We start from the raw sequence: 24,555 nt of genomic DNA on the forward strand, positions 1-24,555 counted from the left end.
AGCGACCGATTTATGTCGGCAGCGATACCGGTTCCGAGCGCGTATGGTCTCCCGCAGAAGCCCCTCCGACCTCCCGGTCGTCGGCGTCGTCGCCGACGGTCGAACGTACAGGCACCTGTTGTACCTCCTGCTCGCGGCCCCGCTCGGGTTCGCCTACTCGGCGCTGTTCGCGTTCGGCGTCGGGGTCGGGCTGGCCCTCTCGGTCGTCCTCGTCGGGCTCGTGGTCCTGTTCGTGACCCTGATGGGCGCCCGGCTCGCCGCGGGCTTCGAGCGCCGGCTCGCGAACGCCCTGCTCGGGACCCACCTGCTGCGCCCGGACGACCTCGCCGACGCCGACGGCGCGCTCGCCGGGGTCAGGACGTACGTCGACGCGCGCTCGACGTGGGCGGGCGTCGGGTTCCTCTCGCTGAAGTTCTGGGTGAGCCTCTTCGCGTTCGTCCCCTTCCTCCTGCTGGCGAGCGCGCTGCCGCTGGTCGTCGCGCCCCTCCGGTACCCCTTCGAGGCCGAGTTCGCCGAGGTCAACGGCGAGCCCGTGACGTGGGCGATCGACACGCTCCCCGAGGCGCTCGTCGCGCTGCCGATCGGCGTCGCCGGCGTCCTCCTCGCGCTCCACCTCGCGAACCTCGTGGCGTACGTCGCCCGCCGGATGGCCCTCGCGCTGCTCGGCCGGCCCGAGCCGACCGGGTCGCGGAGGACGGTCTCCGGCGCCGGCGACGAGCCGCCCGCCGTCGACGACGCCGATGCCACCGAAGCCCAGCTCTCCGACGACGACGGGGACCCGACCCCCGACGTCGACGGCGACGATTCCGACGTCGACGGCGACGATTCCGACGACGGCGGGGTCGATCCCGACGGCGACGGCGAGTTCGACTTCGTCGACGACCCCGAGGGCGACGCCGCCGACCGGGAGTCCGGCGGACGCGACGACGGCTCCGGCTGACTCGGGGACCGCTCCCCGAGCGACTTATTCGCGTGCGGTCGTCAGGGTGGGTATGGCACCGTCGCTGGTCAACGCCGCCTTCGGCGCGCTGCTCGCGGCGGCCCTGCTGGGCGCCGCGTTCGACCGGCGCTCGGTCGCGGTCGTCGTCGCGAGCGCGGTCCTCCCGGACCTCGACGCGGTCGCGAGCCTCGCGGTCCCGGGCGCGACGAACGCCCTCCTCCACGCCGTCTGGCTCCCGCTCGCCGCCGGAGTCGCCCTCTACTGGGACACCCGGGTCGCCGACGCGTCCCGGCTCCGCGGCCGGGCCGGGCGACGGGGCGTCCGGATCGCGTGGGTCGCGCTCGCGGCGTTCCTCGTCGCCGGCGTCGGCCCGGACCTGTTCGGCGGCGAGGGCGTGAACCTGCTGTACCCGCTCCACGACGCCTACTACCTCGTGGACGGGGGGCTCCTCTTCTCGACCGAGGACGGGGTCGTCCAGACGTTCGTCGCGTTCGGCGGGCAAGGGCCGGGGATCCTCCCGCTGGAGACGCTCGGGACGACGGAGTCGTACGTCGTCTCGACCGGGATCAACCCCGACGGCGGGACGGGGCTCTCGCTCGGCGCCGACCGCGAGTTCGACCTCGTCCGGGCGGGGTGGCAGCTGGTCGTCGTCGCGAGCGCGGTCGCGTCGCTGTCGGTGCGGTTCCGGCGGGAGGGTCGGACGGGCCGAACGGGTCGGTCGAACCCGACCGGAGACGACGCGGAGGTGCGCCGGTAGATGGTCTCCTCGGTCGTCCACGCCGGCTTCGCGCTGCTGCTCGCGGCCGGGCTGCTCGGCGACTACTACGACCGGCGGGCGCTCGCCGTCCTGCTCGCGGTCGTCGTGATCCCCGAGGCGGACAGCTTCCTCGGGTTCGTCATGTCCGGAGCGCACCGCACGGTGGGACACAACCTCGTGTTGCCCGCGGCGGCGGCGGCGCTGCTCTACTACGACACCCGCCTCCGCGAGCGGTCCGCGCTCCGCGAGCGCCTCGCGGAGCGGTGGATCGCGGTGGCGTGGGTCGGCCTGTTCGTCCACGTCTTCGCGCACGTCTCGCTCGATTGGGTCCACCTCGAAGGGGTGAACGTCCTCTGGCCGCTCCGGGACCGGTTCTACGCCCTCGACGGGGAGATACTGCTGTCGACCGCGGACGGCTTCGTCCAGACGTTCGTCGACCTGCGGACCGACCCGGAGACGGGGCGCCGGGCGGTCGACGCCGGGGCCACGGGAACCACGGAGACGGTCCACGTCAACAACCCGGTCGAGCCGCGCGATCCCGCCGACGAGGTCGAGGAGCCGGTCGAGCGGATCTTCCCGGTCGCGAGCGCCGGCTGGCGGCTCTACCTGGTCGGGACCGGGCTGTTCGTGCTTGCCGCCCGGCGACTGCAGGACCGGACGCCGGGAGGAGACGGGGACTGAGGAGCGCTGGAGAGGAACCGAGGTCGGGCGCCGGCGGACGGATATAAAAGGCCCACATAGTATGGCGAGGGGGTGAACCCCTCGGAGGGCGTACCGTCCGGTGATGAGCCCTGGCTCACGCGACGACGAGCGCCTCGCCGGCGCGGAGATCGCGGTGGTCGGCGCCGGGTTCGGCGGCCTCTCCGCGGCCGCGTACCTCGCCGACGCCGGCGCGGACGTGACGGTGTTCGAGCGCAACGAGCATCCGGGGGGGTACGCCGGCCGGATCGAGCGCGACGGCTTCCGGATCGACACCGGCCCCTCGTGGTACCTCATGCCGGAGGTGTTCGACCGCTTCTTCGGTCACTTCGGGCGGTCGACCGACGAGTTCTACGAGCTGACCGAGCTCGACCCGCTCTACGAGGTGGTCTGGAAGGACGGCGACCGGGCGACGATGCCCGCCGACCGGGAGGGACAGAAGGCCCTGTTCGAGTCGTACGAGGCGGGCGCCGGCGACCGGCTCGACGCGTACCTCGACGACGCCGCGGAGGCGTACGAGCTCGGGATGGACCGGTTCGTCTACCCGAGCCGGTCGCGGCTCCGGGACCTGGTCGACGCGGACGTGTTGCGCTCGGGGCGCGCGCTCCCGAAGCTCCAGGCGATGGACGACTACGTCGGCGACTACTTCGACCACGAGAAGCTGCGGCAGATCGCGGAGTACAAGCTCGTCTTCCTCGGCGGGTCGCCGTACAACACGCCGGCCATCTACACGCTGATGAGCCACGTCGACATGAACCTCGGCGTCTATCACCCGACCGGCGGGATCGCGAGCGTCGTCGACGGGATGGCGGCGCTCGCGACCGACCTCGGCGCCGAGATCCGCACGGAGACGCCGGTGACCGGGATCGAGCCGTCGGTCGCGGCGGCGGGCCCGAAGTTCGAGGTGGAGTTCGACCCGTCCGGAGCCGGGTCCGGGGGCTCGGCGTCGACCGGTCGGTTCGACCGCGTCGTCGCCAACGCGGCCCCGCCCCACGTCGAGCGCGACCTCCTCCCCGACGAGCACGCCCGCCGCGAGGCGTACTGGGAGTCGCGGACGTACGCCCCCTCGGCGTTCCTCATGTACTTCGGCGTCGAGGGCGACGTCGACCTCGACCACCACGCGCTCGTGTTGCCGACCGACTGGCGGCCGCACTTCGACTCGATCTTCGACGACCCGGCGTGGCCCGACGACCCGGCCTACTACGTCCACGTCCCCTCGAAGACGGATCCCGAGGCGGCGCCCGAGGGTCACGAGGCGGTGTTCGTCCTCGTCCCGCTGGCGGCCGGGCTCGACGACGACCCGGAGACCCGCGAGCGCTTCCGCGAGCTGGTGCTCGACGACCTCGCCGAGCACGCCGGCGTCGACTTCCGCGACCGGATCGTCTTCGAGGAGACCGCCTGCGTCGCCGACTTCCGCGAGCGCTTCAACGCCCCGCGGGGCACCGCCCTCGCGCTCTCGCACACGCTCGGGCAGACCGGACCGCTCCGCCCGGCGCACCGGGCGCCGGGCGTCGATGGGCTCTACTACGTCGGCGCGTACACGAACCCCGGGATCGGGATGCCGATGTGCCTGCTCAGCGGCGAGCACGTCGCCGAGGCCGTGATCGAGGACGCCACCGGCGGCGGGGTGTTGCCGTCCGTGGTGCCGACGTCGACGCTGCGGTAGGGCCGACGGTCGGGGGTCGACGCGGTCGGTCCGGACGCGGCGCGCTCAGTCCGACCCGTCGACCGCCTCCTGCACGGCGGCCCAGTGCGTGATCGTCCCGTCGTCGCCCGGGAGGGGTCGGAGCGAGACGCGGTTCAGGAACGGGGTCCCGTCGCGTCGGTAGTTCCGGATCTCGACGGTCACCGGCTCCCAGATCGACACGGCCTCGCGGAGGTCTTCGACCGCGTCGGCTCCCGTCTCCGGGCCCTGTAACAGCCGCGGGTTACGCCCGCGGAGCTCCGCGAGCGAGTAGCCGGTGCGTTCGCGGAACGTCCGGTTCGCGTACCGGATCGGGGTGTCGCGGTACGCCGGCCCGCAGAGCGTGACGCCGACCGGCGCGTCGTCGAGGAGCCGGACGCGCTCGATGAGGCGTCGGTCGCGCTCGGTGAGGTCACCGTCCTCGGCGACCGCCGGAGGCGCGGCCGTCTCCGAACCCCTCCAGGGGAGATCGCGGGGGTCGAGCCGGCGAGCGCGGTCCTGGCCGTCGACGTCGCCGCGGGCGAGGAGATCGCGGAACGCGCGTCGGGCGCTCGCCTCGTCGCACGCGAGGAACTCCAGGATCGCTTCTCTGAGCCCCATCGCGGCCTCAGAAGTCCCGGCCGGTCGCGGCGTCGGGGAGGTCGTACCGCTCGACCGGGAGCCCGAGTTCTTCGAGCGCGACCTCTAAGTGTTCGGTCGCGATGTACTCGTCGCCGGCGGCGACGCGGGCCGCCTGCGCGTGCGCGAGCACCTCGCCCTTCCGGTCGTCCGGAACGTCGAACTTGTCGGCGGCGAGCTCGATGACGAGCCCGTTGTGGTCGTGGGTGTACAGCGAGTGGAAGGCGCCGCGGTCGTACTCGCTCACCTCGTGGCCGGCGTCGAGCAGGCGCTCGCGGATCGCCGGGAGCTCCTCCGGATCGATGCTGAACGCGAGGTGGTGGACCGCGCCGATACCGGGGTCTTGCGTCTCCACCGAGTCGCGGGACTCGTCGACGAAGAAGGTGACCAGCCGCCCGTCGCCCGCGTCGAAGAAGAGGTGTTCGACCTCCTCGCGGTCGAGGTTGGGCTGTCTGATCACCAGGGGAAGCCCGAGCACGTCGCGGTAGAAGGCGACCGTGTCGTCCGCGTTGCTCCCGATCAGCGTGACGTGGTCCCAGCCGGTCGCGTGCAGCAGGCTGTCCGGCCGCTCCGCCGTGACCTCGTGCGTCGGCATACAGTGACCCACGGGAGCGTCCCTCATGAGTCCGCGGTAACACCGATGTCAGTCGCCGAGCGCGGGACGGACCGAACCGGCGGAGGGTAAAACGGCGGTTTGGGGTTCCCGACCGGTTATGTCCGCCGGAGCGGAAGACCGGGACGTGCGACGGAACTCGCCGCGCGCGGTCCGCCGCGCCGCGCTCGCGACCGAGACGTGTACGCTGCCGGACGGCCGGACGCTCGCCTACGCCGTCGGCGGAGACGGCGACGGGACGCCGGTGGTCGCGCACCACGGGACGCCGGGGTCCAGGCTGTTCGGGTCGCTGCTCGCCGACGCCGCCGCCGCGGAGGGCGTCCGACTCGTCGTTCCGGACCGGCCGGGGTACGGGCGCTCGTCGCCCCCGCCGGACGACTGGACCCCGCGGGACTGGCGGGAGGACCTCGCGGCGCTCCTCGATGCGGAGTCGGTCGAGCGGGGCGGGGTCGTCGGCTTCTCCGGCGGCGGGCCGTTCGCGCTCGCGGCCGCCGCGGACGACCGGGTGGACCGCGTCGGGCTGGTCAGCGCCGTCGTTCCGCCGGCCGACGTGGGCCTCGTGAGGCTGTCTCGGGTCCCGTTCGCCGTTCGCGCCCTGTTCCGACTGTCGGGCGCGTACGCGTCGGTCGCCGGGCCGAGCGCGGTCGTCGGGCAGTACACGGACCGCTCGGTGTCGGAGGCCGTCTCGCGGGCGGTCGCCGACGACTTCCACGAGGGTCTCCGGCAGGGAGCGGCGGCGGTCGCCCGGGAGAACCACTCGTTCGGCGACGAGTGGTCCGGTCTCGACCGAGCCCCGGTCCCCGTTCGCGCCTGGCACGGGACCCGCGACGAGAACGCGCCGCTGTCGGCCGTCCGGGCGCTCGCGGACGAGAGCGGCGTCGGGCTCACGACCGCTGAGACGGATCATCTCGGAACGCTGCTCGATCATCGGCGTGAACTGTTGCGGTGGGTCGGCGACGCGTAGCAGCGGAGCGGGGCGTAGGAAGGGGCTGGGCGTGGCAACGAGCGAAGCGGGCGGACTCGCGGGGGTCCCGTGAGCGGAGAGGGACCTCCGGTCCCTCTTGCAGCCGGTGCGAAGCGCCGGCGACGCCAGCGAACGGGACCACGCGAGGGAAGGAGACGGACGAAGTGAGTCGAGTGGACTCGCGGGGATTTGAACCCCGGGCCTTCCCCGTGCCAGGGGGATGATCTACCACTGATCTACGAGCCCTCGGAGGCGTTCCATCGTTCCCCGCTTGATATATTAAGGCCTTCGACTCGGCGATGACGGGGCTCCCGTCTCGCGGGCGCGGGCCGCCGACCTCAGATCCGCTCGGAGTCGACGTACACGTCGAGGTCGACGTCGCGCGTCGACCCCTCCAGGTCGCGGACGGCGCGCTGAACCACGCGCTCGGCCTCGGTCCGGATGAGCGGAATCGCCTTCTTCAACACCCAGTCGAAGGAGACGAGCCGCGGGAGGTCGAGCGCGTCCGGGCTGGCCGACCCGGGATCGAACTCGACTTCGAGCGCGACCTCACAGGCCGGCGAGTCGGCGCGATCCGCCTCGGCGTCTCGGCTCTCGGCACCGCCGTCCGACTCGGGCGGCGTCACGCGCCAGCAGCCGCCGGCGTCGATGTCCTTGGTGATCTCCCAGTCGATCCGTTCGGGCGGCTCGACGCCGGTCACCCGCGAGTGAGCCGTGTAGGTGATCTTCCACCACGCGAAGGTGAGCGCGTAGCGGGTACCGGGGCCGCCGTCCCCTTGAACCGTCCGCACGTCGTCGAGGTACTTCGAGTAGCGCGCGTAGCCCGGGAAGTCGAGCAGGAACTCGTACACCTCCTCGGGGTCGGCGTACACCTCGGTGCTCACGACGAGTTCGTCCACGTACGCCCGTTCGGGCGGCGGGTAATAAGCAGTCCGCTCATGTGTAGGACATTGTTGATGTAGTGCCGTCTTGCGATTCTGGTATCAGGCAATCTAGATAAGAATCATCTATCTGAGTGGTCTACCAGTCATTTCCCATCACCACCACCTTCGAGGGAACTGTATCAACAATCTCCTACGGAAGAGCGTAAGCAGTCCGGCGATACTATCTGAGAGATGACCGAATTGCTCGTCGGGACGTGTTTGGCGTGAAGGTGAGGTCTACCGAAGCCCCGGCCGGTTATTTATAAACAGCTACTGCGAGGTCGTCGGTGAACACCTCCAAAGCCCCAGCCGCGAGGAGGACGCACGCTCGCTGTGCGCTTCAGTCGCTCGCGATGCTCGCTCCTTCCAGTGCTTGCGTCGCCTCCGTCCTCCTCGCGGCTGCCCCTTTGAGTCCCGCCCCGCACAGCAACCGCACCTCACGCCTCCCCAGCCTCGTCGGTCGCCCTCCGCTTCGCTCCGGGCGACCGACTCCCTCGCGCACTCTGCTCGCGCCCAGATGGGCGCTCGCAGGTGCGCGCCACCGCGTTGTCTTTATAATGTATAGTCGTGCTCGCCGGTCTCGGAGTCGAGGAACGCGGTGAGCAGGTCGATCGTCGCCTCGATGTCCGCGCCGTCGGCGGTCTCGGTGACGGTATGGAGGTACCGCGTCGGGACCGAGATGGCGCCGACGGGCTTCGCGCCGGCGGTGTTCTGGAACCCGGCGGTGTCGGTGCCGCCCGCGGGCAGCACCTCGTGCTGGTGGTCGATCCCCTCGGCTTCGGCCACGTCGGTGAGTCGACCGTGGACCTTCGGGCTGGTGATCACCGAGGAGTCCTTGAGCTTGATCGCGGTCCCCTCGCCCAGCTCGGTCACGGCGTCGGCGGGGTCGCCGATCTGGGGGACGTCGTTGGCGACGGTGACGTCCAAGGCGACCGCGAGGTCGGGGTCGACGTCGACGCCGAGCGCGCTCGCGCCCCGGAGCCCCACCTCCTCCTGGACCGTCGCCGCGAAGTGGACCGTCACGTCCGGGTCGTCGATGCGGCGGGCGGCCGAAAGCATCGCGAACACGCAGACCCGATCGTCGAGCGCCTTCCCCGTCACCCGGTCGCCCATCCGCGTCGTCGTCTGGTCGAGGGTGACGAGGTCGCCGACGCCGACGAGTTCCTCGACCGCCTCCGGGTCGCGCCCGAGGTCGATGAAGACGTCTTTCACCTCGTCTTCCGTCTCCTTCTGTTCGTCCGTGAGCGTGTGCGGCGGCACGGAACCGATGACGCCGGTGAGGTCCTCCTCGCCGTGCACGGTGACGCGCTGGGCGCGGAGCACCCGCGCGTCGAACCCGCCGAGCGGATCGACCTGAACGAACCCCTCGTCGGTGACGTGCCGGACCATGAAGCCGATCTCGTCCATGTGGGCCGCGACCGCGACCGAGTAGTCCGAGTCGCCCTCGACCGTCCCGACCACGTTCCCCATCGCGTCGGTGCGGACCCGGTCGGCGACGTCGGCGAACTCGCGGCGGACGATCTCCCGGACGTCGTCCTCGTACCCCGGAACCCCGCGGGCCTCGGTCAGCTCTCGGAGCAGGTCGAAGTCGAAGTCGAACGACATGGACGGGGGTTGTGGCCCGACGACAAAGACTGGCCGGTTCGGACGCCGCCGTCGTCGCTCCCGCGCCCCGACGCTAACCCTCTCCCGCGCCCCGCCGGCGACGCCCTCGCGCTCTCTCGCCGGGTCCTCGTCGTCGCTTGCAAATAGCAAACTCGTTTACCGTTGTTCCGCAACCCTTTTGCGGCGGCTTGCGGGAAGGAACTGTATGAGCGACGTCAGAGCGGAACTCCGCGAACAGTTCCTGGACGCGTTCGGCGGCGCCGACTTCCCCGTCGAGAACCAGATGGACCTCGTCCCGGCGCTCCCGGACGGCCCGGCGACGCGGTTCGAGGCCGGCGACGTGAGCCTGACGGCGATGGAGCTGGCCGCGAAGCTCGGCAGCGAACAGGAGTTCCCCTACGCCACCGCGGAGGAGCTCGTCGACGACATCCTCGACGGCCTGGAGTCGAAGGGGATGATCTGACGCCGGCGCCGTCCTCCCGATCGGTCGGCTCCGGCCCGGAGCGCGTCCCTCGTCGGACCGCCGGCCCGGCGAGGGGTTGATAGGCGCCGAGCCGTTACGGGGGGCGTGGTCGTCGAGCTCATCAGCGTGGTGCCGCCGTGGATCCTGATAGGGATCGCGCTCGGCGGGGTCGCGTCCGCGCTCGCGGCGCTCGCCTTCTATCTCGGCAACCGGTTCGTCGCCCCGAGCGTCGCCGCGGCCGACGGCGACCGGACCGCAGCGGGCGACGAGCGACGACGCGAGGAGATCCGGGAGTACCTGACCGCGATCGACGAGCGGTTCAGCGAGGACCACGCGCTCGGCGAGGTGGCCGTCCCCTTCTACCTCCCCGAGCGCGAGGTCGCCATCACGTTCGACGCGCACGACTACTTCCGGCTGGAGGGCGAGGGCGTCTACACCGTCCTCTGCGAGCACGAGATGCCGGGGCGCGGGCTCGGTCGTCGCCTCCCGTTCGACGTGATCGAGCCGGACTGGGGGCCGGATCCGGCCGCCGAGGGCGGCGGTCGCGACCCGGTCGCCGCGGCGTTCGCGGAGCTCGACGTCGACCGCGACGCCGACGCCGACGAGGTGAAGCGCGCCTACCGGGAGCGCGTCAAGGAGACCCACCCGGACCAGGGCGGCGACGAGGAGTCGTTCCGGCGCGTCCGCGAGGCGTACGCGACCGCCCGCAACCACGCCGGCGGCGCGGGCGAGGAGGGCGCCCGGAAGCGACCCGCCGCCCGCGCCGACCGCACCGAGCCACCGGCGGGCTTCGGCCGGTGACGGGGGTCGCGTTCGCCGAGCGCGCGGCGTACCTCGACCGCCACGACGCGCTCGTCGTCGCCGACCTCCACGTCGGCCGCGGAGAGGCCTCCGCGGTCTCCCTCCCGATCGGCGAGCGCGAGGACCTCGTCGACCGCCTGACGGCGCTCCTGCATGGGTTCGACCCCGCGACCGTCGTCGTCGCCGGCGACGTCGTCCACACCTTCGACCGAGTCACCGACCGGAGCCGCGGAACGCTAGCTGCGCTCCGCGACGCCTGCGAGGGGCGCGGCGCCGACTGCGAGCTCGTCGCGGGCAACCACGACGCGGCCCTCTCGGGCGCGTGGGACGGCCCGATACGCGAGGAGTACGTCCTCGGCGCGGCGGACGGGGAGGGAGACAGCGCGGTCGACGCCGACCCGGACGCCCCTCGCACCGTCGTCTGTCACGGCCACGAGGCGCCGTCGGCGAGGGGGGACCGGTACGTGATCGGCCACGTCCACCCGACGATCGAGATCGAGGGCGACCGCCGCCCGTGTTTCCTCCGCGGCGAGGGCGCCTACCGCGGCGCCGACCTGCTCGTGCTGCCCGCGTTCACCCGGCTCGCGCCGGGCGTGGCCGTCAACGACATGCGGACGAACGCGTTCGATTCCCCGCTCGTCACCGACGCGGACCGGCTGGCGCCGGTCGTCGTCGACCCGGGGGACGACGCGGACGACGCCGGCGGCGCGGACGGCGAGGGAGGCGGCCGCGGAGAACCCCTTCGGTTCCCGCCGCTCGGGGAGTTCCGCGAGCTGTTGTGAACGCTTTTGTCGTCGCGTGCGTATCGTGAGCTATGAACACGGAGAACGCCTGCCTCGGCTGCGGCGAGCCGTTCGACTGGGGCGAGGGCGAGTGCCCGGAGTGCGGCTGGGACCGCGACGAGTGGGCCGCGAGCGGCCGGCACGGGCTGGAGAAGGAGGGCCACGGCGAACCGGACGAGGACGGCGAGTCGGGAGGCGGCGGACTCGGGGGACTCGGCCCGATCCGCTGAGTCCGGGAGGGCGCGGCGGCGGGGCGACGACCACCCGGCCGCGGCTCAGTCGTCCGTGGAGAGCGTCCAGGTCGAGGTGAACTCGTCGACGTCGCCGTCGTACGCGAGCGACCCGTCGGCGTCCGACCGGTCAACGTACGACGCCCCGGACCCGTCCGGGCCGTCGGGCCCGTGGCGCGCGCGGTGAAGCGCGTCGCAGACGGCGCCCTGTCCGCCCATGTTCACGCTCGCGAGCCGGGACCGCTTCTGGACCACGTCCAGCCGGTCGGCCGGGATCGGGTCGCCCTCCGGCGTCAGGAACAGCGTGTCGTCCGGCGCCGTCACGTGCCCGCTCGTCGTGACGCGGTCGAGGTAGTCGGCGATCGGCGCGGCGTCGACGACGATCGACAACCCGCCGAGGTCGACGTGCGCCTCGTCCCCGGCGACCGTCAGGTCGGAGCGGACGAGCGAGACGACCTGCTCGGGGTCGGCCCCCGCGTCGAGCAGGGTCTGAACCGCCTCGCGCTGCGTGGAGACGCGGGCCTTGTCGGCGATGGCTGCCCGGACTTCGGCCACCCCGCCGTCGGCGTCCGGGAACGTCTCGCCGAAGCCGTCGCGGGCGTTGACTCCCGTCGTGATCTCCTCGCCGTGCATGTGGTCGCACAGCTCGATCCGGCTCTCGCCGACCCAGTCGAGCGCCTCGACCTCGTCGCGGGCGTCGACCGCCATCATCCACGCGAAGGCGGGCGAACACCACGCCGTCGGGAGCGTGAACCGGACCTCGACGCGGCCGCCGTCGACCTCGATCGCGTCGATGTAGTCCAGCTCGACGATGGAGCGGGCGAGCTCCGGGTCCTCCACGCGGTCCAGTCGCTCCCTGACGGCCCGTACTCCCGTGGGATCCCCGCCGGAGTCGGTGGCGGGGTCGCCGGTCGGATCCCCGCCGGCGTCGCCCGTCCGGCCTGCGCTGCTCCCCGACATCAGTCCGCCGCGGCCCCCGCGTCGCCGCCGTAGTGAGCGCCGAGGTCGAACCGCTCGGTGATGTCGTCGTCGCGGAACTGCCGCTTCTTCGCCTCGATGTCGATGTCGTACAGCTCCGCGGCGTTCTCGCCCATGATCTTCTTCATCGTGTCGACGTCGAGCTCGACCCCGTACTCGTCTCGCTGCTCGTCGGTGAGCTCCGCGTTCATCACCTGGTCGACGAGCCAGTCCGGGTTCCACAGCGCGTAGTCGGAGCCGAACAGGATCCGGTCCTCGCCGAGCCAGAAGAGGAGCTCGCCCATGATCTCGCCGAACTTCCGCTCGCGGTGGGTCGACATCGCGGAGGCGACCGCGAGCCCGCCGTAGACGTTCGGCTCCTGGGCCGCGATCCAGCAGAAGTCGTCGAGCCGCGGGAGGCCGACGTGGTTGACGATGAAGTTGAGCTCCGGGAACGAGGAGGCGGCGTCGTCGACGTCCTCCACGTCGAACGCGTCGCGGTTGAGCGGGCGGATCGTCGGCCCCTTGTGGGCGTTGATGTTCTCGATGCCGAGCTCCGCGCACTTCTCTAAGAAGTCGAAGGCGTCGTCGCTGTCGAGCCGCCACCCCTTCGAGTCGCCGCGCCACTCGGCGGTGTACAGCTTCACGCCGGGGATGTCGTACTCCTCCTTGAGGTGTTCGAGGTAGCGGAGTCCCTCCTCGCCGTCGCGCGGGTCGAAGCTCCCGTTCAGGACGAACCGCTCCGGGTACTCCTCGGCAAGTTCGGCGTTCTGTTCGGTCGTGTTGAACCCCTCGTCGTAGAAGTCGTCGAGGTACGTCGGCTGGAAGATCGCCATGTCGGCGGCCGCGTTCCCGAACAGGTCCTCGGTCATCCTGTCGGCGCCGTAATGCCGGTAGGTGTCGATGTCCCACTGCTCCTCCTCGGGAGTGAACCCGGTGTGGTAGTCGTAGAAACACTGGAGGAACTGCTCGCCCCCCTCGTGGATGATGTTCTCCTCCCGGGCGTCCCACATGTGGACGTGGCCGTCGATGACGAAGATCTCCTCGCCGTCCATCTCGTACATACGAGTAGCCGTGGGGAGTGGTCACACATAACTATAAGGATTGTTCAGGTAAATTACGGATCGGGTTTCCCGTTTCCCGATTGACTCCGTCGGGTGTCGGCTCCGGCCACCGTCGTCTCCGCACCGCAACGCGTGGAAACAGCAAAGGAGGTCCGGTGAAAAGGCGGGGCGCATGGAACGGGAGATCGACGCCGTCGTCGACGAGCTGACGCTCGGCGAGAAGCTCCGGCTGGTTCACGGTGCCGTCGACCCCGAGGGGAAGGCGACGGGCTACCTCCCCGGCGTCGACCGCGTCGATATCCCGCCGCTGGCGCTCGTCGACGGACCGCTCGGCGTCCGGGTGAACGGGGGGCGCGCGACGGCGTTCCCCGCCTCGGTCGCGCTCGGCGCGACGTGGCGGCCCTCGCTCGCCCGTCGCTTCGGCCGAGCGCTCGGCAGGGAGGCGGCCGCCCACGGTCAAGACGTCGTGCTCGCGCCCGGAGTCAACGTCGCCCGGGTGCCGACGGGCGGGCGCAACTTCGAGTACTACGGCGAGGACCCCCACCTGACCGCGCGGACCGCCGTCGCCGCGATCGACGGCGTCGAGTCGGCGGGGGTCGGCGCGACGGTCAAACACTACGTCGCGAACAGCCAGGAGACGGACCGGTACGAGGTCAGCGCGGCGGTCGGCGAGCGGGCCCTCCGCGAGATCTACCTGCCGGCGTTCCGCGCGGCGGTCGAGGAGGCGGACGTGACGTCGGTGATGACCGCGTACAACCGGGTCAACGGGACGCATATGAGCGACCACGAGCGCCTCCTCTCGGACGTGCTGAAGGGCGAGTGGGGGTTCGACGGCTTCGTCGTCTCCGACTGGTGGGGCACTCGGAGCACCGTCGGGGCGGCGCGCGCCGGCCTCGACGTCGAGATGCCCGGGATCTCCCCCGAGGCGTTCGCTCCCGACGACGTCGACCTCGGCGAGGCGTCCGAGGCGATGCCGCCGGTCCCGGACGTGCCGGCGCTGTTCGGCGAGCCACTCCGCGAGGCCGTCGAGTCGGGCGAGCTCGACGAGGCCGTCGTCGACGAGAAGGTCCGGCGGGTCCTGCGTGGCATGGCCTCGATCGGGCGGTTCGGCAGCCGGCCGGAGGGCGAACTCGACACGGCAGCACACCGGCGGCTCGCGCGCGAGATCGCCGCGGAGGGCGCGGTCCTCCTCCGGAACGACGGCGTGCTCCCGCTCGACGGGGTCGACTCGCTCGCGGTGATCGGCCCCAACGCGGACGCCGCCAAGCTCGGCGGCGGGGGCTCCTCGGAGGTGTCGCCCTTCGTCCGGACCTCCCCCGTCGAGGGGATCGGGGCCAGGGACGTCTCGGTCGCCGTCGAACGGGGGATCGAGCCGGTGTCGGAGTCGCGGGTGTTCGACGCGGGGACCGGCGACGCGGCGCCCGACCCGAGCGTCGACGACGCGGTCGACGCGGCCGCGGCGGCCGACTGCGCCGTCGTCGTCGTCCAGGACGACGCGACGGAGTTCCGGGACCGGCCGGGGCTCGCCCTCCCCGGCCGACAGGACGACCTGATCGAGGCGGTCGCCGGGGTCGCCGACCGGACGGTCGTCGTCCTCCGGACGAGCGGTCCCGTCGAGACGCCGTGGGCGGACGCGGTCGACGCCGTGCTCGAAGCGTGGTACCCCGGGCAGGCCGACGGCGAGGCGCTCGCCGACCTGCTCTTCGGCGACGCCGAGCCCGGCGGACGCCTCCCGGTGACCTTCGGGCGCACCGCGGCCGACTACCCCACGAGCGACGACGCGGCGTTCCCGGGAGTCGACGGCGTGGCCCGGTACGACGAGGGCGTCTTCGTCGGCTACCGGTACTTCGACGAGCGCGGCGTCCGCCCCCGCTTCCCCTTCGGCCACGGGCTCTCGTACGCCGCGTTCGCCTACGGGGAGCCGTCGGTGACCGAGGACGCGGACGGGTTCGCCGTCGCGGTCCCCGTCGAGAACACCGGGGACCGCCGGGGGAAAGCCGTCGTCCAGGTGTACGCCGGGAAGACCGCCGCTCCGGTGCCGACGCCGAAACGCGAACTGGTCGGGTTCGAGGCGGCGACGATCGAGGCCGGCGAGCGGCGCGCGGTCGAGGTGTCGGTCGACCGCTCGGCGTTCGAGTACTACGACGAGGGGGCCGGCTGGACGCTCGCGACGGGAGAGAACGCGCTCTTCGTCGGCCGTTCGTCGCGGGACGTCGTCGCGGCGGTCGACGTCTCGGTCTGACCGCCCGCGGGGCGGCGCCCGCCGTCTCCCTCGGCCTCCCGGCGCGACAATACTTAGTCGTCACCCGCGTAGGGGCGGCCATGGAGACGGACTCGCTGACTGAGACGCTCGAAGACGCGGGGCTGTCGCCGTACCAGGCGGCGGTGTACGTCGCGCTCATCGAGCTGGGGACCGCGTCGGCGACGGACATCGCCGACGCGAGCGGGGTCCCGAACGCGCGCGTCTACGACGTGATCGACGCCCTGGCCGAGCGCGAGTACGTCGAGAAGTACGAACAGGGAAGCCTCAAGGCGCGCGCACACAGCCCCGCCGAGGTCCTCGACGACCTCCGGAACAGGGCGGACCGGTTCGAGACCGCGGCGGACGAGATCGAAGAGCGGTGGGAGCAGCCGCCGCTCGAACGGTCCAGCGCGAGCATCGTCAAGCAGTTCCAGACCGTCATCGACCGCGCGCGGCTGTTCATCGAACGGGCGGAGACGCGCGTGTACCTCTCCGTGACGCCCGAACACCTCGAACGGCTTCGCGACTCGCTGCGGGAGGCCCACGAGCGCGGCGTCGTCGTCCACCTCCTCGTCTACACGGAGTCGGGCGGCGATCCGCCGCCGACCGAGTCGGTGGCCGGACTCTGTCGGGAGGCGCGGTACCGGCGACTGCCGGCGCCGTTCGTCGCCTCGGTCGACCGGCAGAGCGCCTGTTTCTCGCACCACCCCGACGCGGTCAATCAGTACGGGGTGCTCGTCAACGACGAGGAGTACACGTTCGTCTTCCACTGGTTCTTCATGACGTGTCTGTGGGTGCACGGGACGCCGATACACACCGAGCGCCGGGAGACGCCGCCGATCGAGTACGTCGACATCCGCCAGCTGGTGCGCGAGGCGCGGCCGATCATCGAGTCCGGGGCGACGATGACCGTCCGCATCGAGGGGACGGACCTGAACGCCGGCGAGCCGCGGACGATCACGGGTACCGTCGAGGGGGTCCGGTCCGTCGTGGAGGGGAAGGAGTCGGACCCGCAGGTCGCCGGACAGGTCATGCTGGACGTCGACACCGGCGAGGAGCGGGTCAGCGTCGGCGGCTGGAACGCCGTCGTCGAGGACCTCGAAGCGAACCGCCTCGTCGTCACCGATATCGAGGGCGCCGACGACTACCCGCCGCTGCGCGCGGGGACGGCGACCGCCGAGGAGCCCGGCGAGTGAGCGCGGGCCGCGGCGCGAGGTCGATCCCCGACCGGGACCGGGTCACGACCCGTCGACCAGCTCCGCGACCGTCCCCCGGTCGGGGAGCGCGGTCATCCCGCCGCCCCGCGTCGTCGAGAGGGCGGCGACCGCGTTGGCGAACGCGAGGACCGCGTCCGGACCGGCGCCGTCGGTGAGCGCGGCGATCGCGCCCGCGGCGAACGCGTCGCCGGCGCCGGTCGTGTCGACCACGTCGCCCACCTCGTAGCCGGGATGCGACCACTCGCCGGCGCCCCACGCGGCGCCCTCGTCGCTGACGAGGCGCGCGCCGGAGCTGCCCTCGGTCAGGAGGAGCACGTCCGGTCCGGCGTCGAGGATCTCCCGCGGCGCGGCCGGGAGCCCGGCGCCGTCGAGGTCCTCGCGGGTCGCCTTGAGGACGTCCGTCGCCGAGAGCATCCGCCGGACCGTCGGGGCCGGGTCGGTCTCCCACAGCTCGGGGCGGACGTTCGGGTCGAAGAAGACGCGGCAGCCTCGGGCCCGAGCCCGCTCGACGAGGTCGAAGGTCGCCGATCGCGCCGGCTCGGCGGTCAGCGTGACGCCGCCCACGGCGACGGTGTCGACCGATTCGAGCGTCTCGTCGTCGACGACGCTCGTGTCGAGGCGCCTGTCGGCCGTGTCCGAGCGGTAGAAGGTGAACTCCCGGTCGGCGTCGGGACCGTGCGAGACGAACGCCAGCGCCGTCCGACTGTCGGGGACGGCCGTGACGAACCGGTCCGGGATCCCCTCGCGGTCGAGCACGTCCCCGAGGTGCGCGCCGAACGGGTCGTCGGCGAGCGCGGTGCAGAACCACGGCGTCCGGTCGAGCCGCGCGAGGCCGACCGCCACGTTGGCCGGCGCCCCGCCCGCCCGTCGGGAGAACGACTCGACGTCGCCGAGCGACCCGGGACTGTCCGGAATGAAATCGATCAGGGTCTCGCCGGCGACGAGGACGTCACGCGTCATGCGACACCACGCGTGGAGAGCGGGACGACCGGCACGCTCAGTCGGCCTGCACGCCGTCCTCGCCGGCTTCGATGTCCGCCTCGGAGACGACGCCGTGCGAGATCGCGTCGCCGGTCCGGTCGTCGAACAGGTGGATCCGAGCGCGGTCGAAGACGACGTCGACGTCCTCCTCCTCGCCGATGTCGGTCGCGGGGTCGACGCTCATCAGCAGTCCCTGTCGCTCCTCGAAGTCGGCCGTCTCCTCGTCGACCGATTCGAGGATCGGTTTCAAGTAGACGAATATCTCGTCGCCCATCGGTTCGAGCACGTCGGTCTCGACCGAGAACGCTCGGCTCGGGTCCGCGGCCTCGGCGCTGTTGTCCGTGAGGTAGATGTCCTCCGGACGGATCCCGACCTCGACCGGGTCGCCGGTCCCCACGCCGTCGATCGCGGCGGTGTCGAAGGAGACGGAGTAGCCGTTCGCGTCGAGGCTGTCCTCCCCGACGCTCGCGTCGAAGAAGTTCATCGACGGCGACCCGATGAAGCCCGCGACGAACCGGTTGGCCGGCTGGTTGTAACAGACGAGCGGCGGGGCGATCTGCTGGAGCTCGCCCTTGTTGAGCACCGCGATCCGGTCGGACATCGTCATCGCCTCCGCCTGGTTGTGGGTGACGTAGATGATCGTCGTGTCCAGCTGCTTGTGGAGCCGCTGGAGCTCGGTCCGCATGTTGACGCGCAGCTTGGCGTCGAGGTTCGCCAGCGGCTCGTCCATCAGGAACACGTCCGGGTCGCGGACGATGGCCCGCGCGATCGCGACGCGCTGGCGCTGTCCGCCGGACATCTCGCTCGGCATGCGGTCGAGCATTCCCTGCAGCCGGACGACCCGCGCCGCCTCGTCGACGCGCTCGTCCATCTCCTCTTTCGGGAAGTCGCGCAGGCGGAGCCCGAAGGAGATGTTGTCGTACACGTCCATGTGCGGGAACAGCGCGATGTTCTGGAACACCATCGCGATGCCGCGATCCTTCGGCGGGAGGTTCGTCACCTCGCGGTCGCCGATCAGGATCTCCCCCGACGTCGGCTTCGTGAGCCCCGCGACCGTTTCGAGCGTCGTGGACTTCCCGCAGCCCGAGGGACCGACGAGGCAGATGAACTCGCCGTCCTTCAGGTCGAGGTTCATGTTGTCGACCGCCGTTACGTCGTCGTACTGTTTCGTGACGTCCGTGAGTTTGACTCGTGCCATGTGGTATCACTCCTTGAGCGCGCCCTGCGTGAGGCCGCTGATGATCTTGTCCTGTGCGACGACGACGAGGATCGCGACCGGAACGATCGCGATCAGGCTCGCCGCCGCCTGGAGGTCGTACCGGACCGTGTACTGCGTCTGGAACGCGATGACGCCGTCGACCACCGGCGCCCACTCCGCGGCGCTGTTGCCGGTCATCAAAAAGGAGAAGAAGAACTCCGTGTACACCGTGATGAAGGTGAGGATGCCGGCGGTCGCGACCCCGGGAGCCGAGAGCGGCATGATCACGCGGAACAGCGCGCCGAGCCGCGTCGTCCCCTCCACCCTGGCCGCCTCTTCGAGCCCGTCCGGGATCTGGCCGTAGAACGTCGTCAGGATGAAGATCGCCAGCGGCATCGTGAACGCGCTGAGCGGCGTGACGACCGCGCCCGGCGTCCCGTACAGCTCCACCGGGAGGGTGAACAGCCCGAGCATCGGGACCTGCTGGTTGAACGCCCGGAACAGCGGGATGAACAGCGTCGCCGGCGGGAAGAAGCTGAGCACCAACAGCGAGAAGAGGAGCGGCGTCTTCCCGCGGAACTCCAGGCGCCCGAACGCGTACCCGGCGAGGCTCCCGACGAGGAGCACGAACACCGTCACGGTGAACGCGTAGAACAGGCTGTTGAACATGAACCGCGCGAACGGGACCTGCACGAACACCTGCACGAACGCCGACAGGTCGATCGTCGTCGGGACGAGCGGGATGTCGGTCTGTCCCGGCGGCGCCATCGCGACGTTGAACAGCCAGTACAGCGGGAACAGCGAGGTCGTCAGCAGGACCCCGCCGAGGAACACTAACATCACGGCGTACGCCTTCTCGGGGTTTCGGATCCAGTCGTCGGCCCACCGCCCGACGCGGGACTTGTTCTCGCCGTCGCCGCCCGTTTCGTCGCCCGATCCGTCGAACGTTTCCGCGTCTTCGTGGTTGCGTGCGTCGATGCTCATGTTACGCTAACCCCAGGCTCTGGTTGCTCTGTCGGATGAATATCAGGTACACCATGATGAACAGTCCGACGACGATGGCGATCAGCACGCTCACGGCGGCCGCGGAGCCGTACAGCGTCGCCGAACCGAACATCAGCTGGGTGACGAGACAGGTCATCGACGGGACCGTCGAGCAGCCGACGGTGGTCGACTCGATGATCCCGTACACCCGCAGCGCGCCCATCGTCCGGAACAGCATCGCGACCATCAACACCGGGAACACCAGCGGGAACGTGATGTAGCGGAACCGCTGCCACCGGGAGGCGCCCATCACGTCGGCCACCTCGTACAGGTCCTGATTGACGCTCTCCAACCCCGCCAAGATCAGCAGGGCCATGAACGCCGAGGTCTTCCAGATGTCCGCCACCGTCACGATCACGAAGCTGTCGAAGGTCGTGTTGAGCGGGAGCTGGGAGAAGATCCCGAGCTGCTGGAGGGGCTCGGTCAGCAGTCCGTACCCCGGCCGGAACAGCAGGAAGAAGATCATCCCCTGGATGACGATCGGGATCGCCCACGGCAGGATGATGAGCAGCCGGACGAGCCGCCGGCCCTTGTACTCGGCCTTCATCAGCATGGCGTAGAGGAACCCGAGCAGCGTCTCGCCCGTGACGCTCAACACGGCGAACAGGACCGTCACGAACAGCGCCTGCTCCAGGATCGGCGTCTGGAACGAGGGGTCCACGAACGCCGCCGGCGCGAGCGCGTTGGTGTTCGTGAGCAGCTGGACGTAGTTCTGTAGCCCGACGAACTCCCCCAGGTTGCCGCCGGTGATCACGTCGGCGAAGAACGACATCCTGACGGCCGAGGCCAGCGGCCAGAACGCGAACAGCAGCAGCACGACGAACGCCGGAGCCAACAGCAGGTACGCGTACGCCTGCTCGCTCAGGTTCTCCGTCCACGTCCCGAGCCGCGTCAGGACCCCGCCCGATCCCTCGGCGATCTCCGGCCGCCCCTGTTCAGTCGCCATGGCGACCTCCACCTCCGCGTCCGATCGCCCGTCGTGGTCCGAGCATCGACCCCTTGTATATCGTGCGAATATTTATCATTATTGTTTGTTTTATATACGGATCACCTCCCGGAGACGCGAGACGCCCCGGGAGCCGACTCGTCGGCGGTCGTCACCCCGACTGCTCTTCTATCGCCGAGATCTGCTCTTGCATCGCCGCCGCCGCCTCCTGCGGGCTCTTCTCCTGGCGGAGCGCCGCGTTGACCTCGTTGGCGACGATGCTCCGCTGGTTCGGCCACACCGAGGTCGTCGGCCGGGGGATGAGGTTCTCCGCCGCGTACTGGAGCGCCTCGAAGTACGGCCCGTACGTGTCGCTCTGCTCGACGTAGCTGTACAGCGACGGCTTCGGCGGCATGAAGTTCGCCGTGTCGAACTGGTACTCGAGGACCGAGTCCTCCCACCACGCCTTGATCACTTCCTTCGCCGACGCCATGTTGTCGGTAAAGGGGTTCATCGACATGATCCATCCGCCCTGCGCGTGCCAGGAGCCGTTCGGGCCCGCCGGGAGCGGCATCACGCCGAGCTCCATGTCCGTCCCCTCGAAGGCCGTCTCGGCCCCGCCGATGGAGTAGGTCCAGTTGCGCTGGGTGACCGCGGCCCCGCTCTCGAAGGTGCTCTTCGTGTCGGGCTCGGACCAGCCGGCCACCTCCTGCGGGGAGATGGCCGCGATGTCCATCGGGGCGCTCCCCGTGCCGTGGATGGTGTCGACCGCGGCCTCGACCCCGTCGATCGACTCCTCCGTGTCGAGGGTGACGGGGCGGTCGCCGATCGGACCGAAGAGGTTGTCCTGCCCGCCGAAGAAGGCGCCGCCCATGCTCGTGAGGAACTCGTTGAACGTGCAGCACGCCAGGCCGGCGTAGTTGTTCCCCTGCCAGAGGTGGCCGTACTCGACGTCGGCCCCGCTCATGACCTCGGAGACGATCTGCGAGAACTCGCCCCACGTCGGCGGCTCCCCGCGCCACGTCTCGAAGTCGGAGTCGCCGTAGCCCGCGTCCCGGAACAGGTCCTTCCGGTAGGTGATGGTCGGGTAGTCCGGGAACACCGGGACCGAGTACAGGTCGCCGGTCTCGGGGTGAGTCCCCGTGTTGATCATCGACTGGACGCCCTCCTCTCTGACGCGGGAGATGAACTCCTCGTCCATCTCCTCTTCGAGGTTGACCAGGTCGCCGCGGACGATGAACGGGATCGTCCACCCGTTGTCCGTCAACACCAGGTCTGGGTCGGACTCCTCCGCGTTGATCGCGGTCCGGAGCTGCTGCTGCTTGCTGCCGGTGTCCTGCGGCGGCCGGGTCATCTCGATCGTGATCGAGTCGGGCACGCCCGCCTCGTGCAGGACCTCGGGGAACCCGGCGTCGACGAACTGCGGCCCGGAGAAGACGGTGACCGTCCCGCCGATCTCGTCGCCCGACGAGCCGGTCGTTCCGCCGGATCCCCCGTCGCCGCCGCCGGAACAGCCCGCTAGCCCGGTCACGCCGATCGCGCCGGTTGCCGTGATGTATTGCCGCCGTGAGACGCCGGTCTCGCTGTCGTTGCCAGACATACTGCGTACGTGAGGAACGATCATTAATATAATTAAGGTGGTTTACAACCGGTGTTGTAAAGAAAATTCCACCGGGGGACGGCGGCCGCTACACGGGGAGAGGACCGACCGTTTTCGCCACCGACCGGTTCCCGCCGCCGATCGACCCTCGCCACCAACCGGTTCCCGCCGCCGATCGGCCGGTGTCGGACGCGGTATCGACGCGCGTTCCCGGGCCGATCCCCCTCGGATCAGTCCTTTCCCGGGGCGGGCCACCGCGGCGTGATCGGGGCCTCGATCCGCGACAGCTCCTCGTCGGTCAGTTCGACGTCGAGCGCGCCGACGTTCTCTTCGAGGTGCTCCGCCTTCCGCGGCCCGATGATGGGCGCGTCGACGACCTCCTTGTGCAGCAGCCACGCGAGGCTCACCTGCGCGGGCGTCGCCCCCTTCGCGTCGGCGATGTCCCGGACCGCCTCCAGCACCGCCCAGTTCTCCTCGGTGAACCGCCGCGCGGTGTAGTCGTCGGTCGCCGCCCTCCCGGACTCGGGCTGCTGGTCCCGCGAGTACTTCCCCGTCAAGAAGCCGCCCGCGAGCGGCGACCACGGGAGCACGCCGATCCCCTCGGCGGCGCACACCGGTAACACGTTTGCCTCCTCGTGCCTGTCGACGGCGTTGTACTCCGGCTGCATCGAGACGAACCGTTCGCGGTTCTCGACGTCGGCGGCGTACAGCGCCCGGGCGAACTTCCACGCCGGCATCGTGCTCGCCCCGACGTAGCGGACCAGCCCCTCGTCGACGAGGTGGTCCAGCGCCGAGAGCACCTCCTCGACGGGCGTGTCGTCGTCCCAGCGGTGGATCTGATAGAGGTCGATGTAGTCGGTCCCGAGCCGGTCGAGCGACGCCTCGGCCTGGTCGAGGACGTGCTTCCGCGAGAGCCCGCGCCCGTTCGGTCCGTCTCGCATCCGGTGGTACACCTTCGTCGCGACGACCAGCTCCGAGCGGTCGTATCCCTCGATCGCCCGCCCGACGATCTCCTCGCTCTCGCCGCGCGAGTAGACGTTGGCCGTGTCGAGGAAGTTGATCCCGAGCTCCAGCGCGCGGTCGATGATCGCCCTCGACTCCGACTCCTCGTGGATCATCCACGGCTCCTCCGTGCCGAAGTTCATGCACCCGAGCGCCAGCCGGGATACCTCCAGTCCCGTCTCGCCGAGCGTGGTGTACTCCATGTCGGTCATCGCTCGCGCTACCAGAGGGAGCGATAAAAAAACCACGCGGCTGGACCGGCGCGCGGGAGAGCGTCGCTTCCGACGACCCCGACGGGAGGCGACGCCGGCGCAACGTTGATACCGCGACGGCGGATAGCTCGCGGGGATGCGTTCGTCGTTCGGGGCTCGACTGCGCCGGCCCGAGCACACCGGCGAGAACCGCTGTTGGCCGTGCACGGTCGTGAACGTCGCGCTCGTCGGCGTCTGCGCCGGAGGACTCGGCGTTGCCGTCGCCCCGTTGGTCGGCGTCGCCGCCGCGGGAGGCGGCCTCGCGCTGGTCTGGCTCCGGGGGTATCTGGTCCCGGGGACGCCTCGGTTCGCGCCGCCGCTCGTCGCCGCGCTTCCCGGGGGAGCGGCGGTGTTCGACGAGGCGTCGGCGGGGACGGGCAGTCCTCCGAACGAGGGGGGATCGCTCGGGACCGCGGACGGTCCGGACGACCCCGAGGACCTGCTCGCGCGCCTCGTCGAGAGCGGCGTCCTCGAAGTAAACGACGGGACCGTCGTCCCCACCGCGGCGTTCGACGAGCGGTGGCGCGCGGAGATGGACGAGCTGCGGGAGCGGACCACGGCGGAGCTGGCCCGCGCCGCGCTCGACGCCTCGCCGGCGGCCGAGGGGAGGGCGGTCGACGGCGAGTGGGTCGCGCTCTCGCCCGAGGGCGGCGGCGTCGTGGACGAGACCTGGCTCTCCCGTCCGGTGGCGATCGCCGAGGTCGCCGGCTACCGCGCGACCGGGTCGTTCCTCTCGGACGACGGGACCCGGTTGGCGGCCGCCCGGACGAACCGGATGCTGCTCGACGACTGCCCCGACTGCGGCGCCGCGCTGGAGCGGGGAACGGACATGTCGTGTTGCGGCGGTCACACCGGTCCCGGCGAGGAGCCGTCTCCGACGCTCGCCTGTCCGGACTGCGAGGTCCGGCTGTACACCTTCGACTGAGCCGGCCGGGCGCCCCCGACCGTGGCGGAGCAGCCCGCGTCGGGCGGAACGGGCGGGGACGGGGTCTCGC

At 70.9% G+C, this 24,555-nt stretch carries 24 protein-coding genes and 1 tRNA gene; 12 read left to right on the forward strand and 13 right to left on the reverse strand.

Going from position 1 to position 24,555, the window contains the following annotated elements; translation table 11 throughout:
* Positions 1–43 precede the first annotated feature (43 nt).
* The 4 genes from NO900_RS07595 to NO900_RS07610 all read left to right on the forward strand — a co-directional run bounded on the left by NO900_RS07595 (position 44) and on the right by NO900_RS07610 (position 4,062).
* Positions 44–940, forward strand: a complete 897-nt coding sequence (locus tag NO900_RS07595) for a sensor domain-containing protein (protein WP_256408620.1) — start codon at positions 44–46, stop codon at positions 938–940.
* A gap of 52 nt (positions 941–992) precedes the next feature.
* Positions 993–1,697: a hypothetical protein gene (locus NO900_RS07600; protein WP_256408621.1), complete on the forward strand. Its 705-nt coding sequence runs from the start codon at positions 993–995 to the stop codon at positions 1,695–1,697.
* Positions 1,698–2,378 (forward strand): metal-dependent hydrolase, encoded by a 681-nt coding sequence (locus tag NO900_RS07605; protein ID WP_256408622.1) that lies wholly within the window; start codon positions 1,698–1,700, stop codon positions 2,376–2,378.
* Positions 2,379–2,481: 103 nt separating this feature from the next.
* Positions 2,482–4,062: a phytoene desaturase family protein gene (locus NO900_RS07610; RefSeq protein WP_256408623.1), complete on the forward strand. Its 1,581-nt coding sequence runs from the start codon at positions 2,482–2,484 to the stop codon at positions 4,060–4,062.
* Positions 4,063–4,107: 45 nt separating this feature from the next.
* On the opposite strand, the gene NO900_RS07615 is transcribed toward NO900_RS07610, so the two are convergent.
* Positions 4,108–4,680 (reverse strand): PAS domain-containing protein, encoded by a 573-nt coding sequence (locus NO900_RS07615; RefSeq protein ID WP_256408624.1) that lies wholly within the window; start codon positions 4,678–4,680, stop codon positions 4,108–4,110.
* 7 nt (positions 4,681–4,687) lie between these two features.
* On the reverse strand, positions 4,688–5,293 hold the full coding sequence (locus NO900_RS07620; RefSeq protein WP_256408625.1) for a VOC family protein: 606 nt from the start codon (positions 5,291–5,293) through the stop codon (positions 4,688–4,690).
* Between the two features lie 145 nt (positions 5,294–5,438).
* On the opposite strand from NO900_RS07620, the gene NO900_RS07625 reads away from it, so the two are divergent.
* Complete coding sequence (locus NO900_RS07625; RefSeq protein WP_256408626.1) at positions 5,439–6,275, forward strand: alpha/beta fold hydrolase; 837 nt, start codon at positions 5,439–5,441, stop codon at positions 6,273–6,275.
* A 174-nt stretch (positions 6,276–6,449) separates the two neighbouring features.
* Here the strand turns inward: NO900_RS07625 and NO900_RS07630 are convergent.
* From NO900_RS07630 to NO900_RS07640, 3 genes are all read right to left on the reverse strand, one after another.
* Positions 6,450–6,521 (reverse strand) — tRNA-Ala (locus tag NO900_RS07630).
* Between the two features lie 92 nt (positions 6,522–6,613).
* A complete protein-coding gene (locus NO900_RS07635) occupies positions 6,614–7,174 on the reverse strand; it encodes an SRPBCC family protein (protein ID WP_256408627.1) in 561 nt (186 codons plus the stop codon).
* A 576-nt stretch (positions 7,175–7,750) separates the two neighbouring features.
* Positions 7,751–8,803 carry a M42 family metallopeptidase gene (locus NO900_RS07640; protein ID WP_256408628.1) on the reverse strand — a complete coding sequence of 351 codons (1,053 nt, stop codon included), beginning with the start codon at positions 8,801–8,803 and terminating at the stop codon, positions 7,751–7,753.
* Positions 8,804–9,008: 205 nt separating this feature from the next.
* Here NO900_RS07640 and NO900_RS07645 point away from each other — a divergent pair, with 205 nt between their 5' ends.
* The 4 genes from NO900_RS07645 to NO900_RS07660 all read left to right on the forward strand — a co-directional run bounded on the left by NO900_RS07645 (position 9,009) and on the right by NO900_RS07660 (position 11,079).
* The gene (locus NO900_RS07645; RefSeq protein ID WP_256408629.1) at positions 9,009–9,266 is read left to right on the forward strand and encodes an MTH865 family protein; all 258 of its coding nucleotides are present in this window, start codon (positions 9,009–9,011) and stop codon (positions 9,264–9,266) included.
* 105 nt (positions 9,267–9,371) lie between these two features.
* Entirely contained in the window at positions 9,372–10,067 is a 696-nt protein-coding gene (locus NO900_RS07650; protein ID WP_256408630.1) for a J domain-containing protein, read from the forward strand.
* Entirely contained in the window at positions 10,064–10,849 is a 786-nt protein-coding gene (locus tag NO900_RS07655) for a metallophosphoesterase (RefSeq protein ID WP_256408631.1), read from the forward strand. The genes NO900_RS07650 and NO900_RS07655 overlap by 4 nt, the downstream gene beginning before the upstream one ends.
* Before the next feature lie 32 nt (positions 10,850–10,881).
* Positions 10,882–11,079, forward strand: coding sequence for a hypothetical protein (locus NO900_RS07660; protein ID WP_256408632.1), 198 nt, complete (start codon positions 10,882–10,884; stop codon positions 11,077–11,079).
* Positions 11,080–11,124: 45 nt separating this feature from the next.
* Here the strand turns inward: NO900_RS07660 and NO900_RS07665 are convergent, their stop codons facing one another.
* Both NO900_RS07665 and NO900_RS07670 read right to left on the reverse strand, forming a co-directional pair.
* Positions 11,125–12,039, reverse strand: a complete 915-nt coding sequence (locus NO900_RS07665; protein ID WP_256408633.1) for a metal-sulfur cluster assembly factor — start codon at positions 12,037–12,039, stop codon at positions 11,125–11,127.
* Entirely contained in the window at positions 12,039–13,100 is a 1,062-nt protein-coding gene (locus tag NO900_RS07670; protein WP_256408634.1) for an amidohydrolase family protein, read from the reverse strand. The genes NO900_RS07665 and NO900_RS07670 overlap by 1 nt, the downstream gene beginning before the upstream one ends.
* Before the next feature lie 172 nt (positions 13,101–13,272).
* Between NO900_RS07670 and NO900_RS07675 the strand changes: the two genes are divergently transcribed.
* Both NO900_RS07675 and NO900_RS07680 read left to right on the forward strand, forming a co-directional pair.
* Positions 13,273–15,342 (forward strand): beta-glucosidase, encoded by a 2,070-nt coding sequence (locus tag NO900_RS07675; RefSeq protein WP_256408635.1) that lies wholly within the window; start codon positions 13,273–13,275, stop codon positions 15,340–15,342.
* Positions 15,343–15,422: 80 nt separating this feature from the next.
* Positions 15,423–16,538 carry a TrmB family transcriptional regulator gene (locus NO900_RS07680; RefSeq protein ID WP_256408636.1) on the forward strand — a complete coding sequence of 372 codons (1,116 nt, stop codon included), beginning with the start codon at positions 15,423–15,425 and terminating at the stop codon, positions 16,536–16,538.
* 42 nt (positions 16,539–16,580) lie between these two features.
* Here the strand turns inward: NO900_RS07680 and NO900_RS07685 are convergent, their stop codons facing one another.
* The 6 genes from NO900_RS07685 to NO900_RS07710 form a co-directional block, all read right to left on the reverse strand.
* Complete coding sequence (locus tag NO900_RS07685) at positions 16,581–17,519, reverse strand: carbohydrate kinase family protein (RefSeq protein WP_256408637.1); 939 nt, start codon at positions 17,517–17,519, stop codon at positions 16,581–16,583.
* Between the two features lie 37 nt (positions 17,520–17,556).
* Complete coding sequence (locus tag NO900_RS07690; RefSeq protein ID WP_256408638.1) at positions 17,557–18,738, reverse strand: ABC transporter ATP-binding protein; 1,182 nt, start codon at positions 18,736–18,738, stop codon at positions 17,557–17,559.
* A gap of 6 nt (positions 18,739–18,744) precedes the next feature.
* Positions 18,745–19,722, reverse strand: a complete 978-nt coding sequence (locus NO900_RS07695) for a carbohydrate ABC transporter permease (RefSeq protein ID WP_256408639.1) — start codon at positions 19,720–19,722, stop codon at positions 18,745–18,747.
* 1 nt (position 19,723) lies between these two features.
* On the reverse strand, positions 19,724–20,728 hold the full coding sequence (locus tag NO900_RS07700; protein ID WP_256408640.1) for a carbohydrate ABC transporter permease: 1,005 nt from the start codon (positions 20,726–20,728) through the stop codon (positions 19,724–19,726).
* Positions 20,729–20,879: 151 nt separating this feature from the next.
* Positions 20,880–22,307: an extracellular solute-binding protein gene (locus NO900_RS07705; RefSeq protein ID WP_256408641.1), complete on the reverse strand. Its 1,428-nt coding sequence runs from the start codon at positions 22,305–22,307 to the stop codon at positions 20,880–20,882.
* A 230-nt stretch (positions 22,308–22,537) separates the two neighbouring features.
* Complete coding sequence (locus NO900_RS07710; RefSeq protein ID WP_256408906.1) at positions 22,538–23,512, reverse strand: aldo/keto reductase; 975 nt, start codon at positions 23,510–23,512, stop codon at positions 22,538–22,540.
* Positions 23,513–23,657: 145 nt separating this feature from the next.
* Here NO900_RS07710 and NO900_RS07715 point away from each other — a divergent pair, with 145 nt between their 5' ends.
* On the forward strand, positions 23,658–24,485 hold the full coding sequence (locus tag NO900_RS07715; RefSeq protein WP_256408642.1) for a DUF8054 domain-containing protein: 828 nt from the start codon (positions 23,658–23,660) through the stop codon (positions 24,483–24,485).
* The last annotated feature ends 70 nt before the right edge of the window (positions 24,486–24,555 follow it).

It is taken from the genome of Halorubrum rutilum (genome assembly GCF_024494565.1).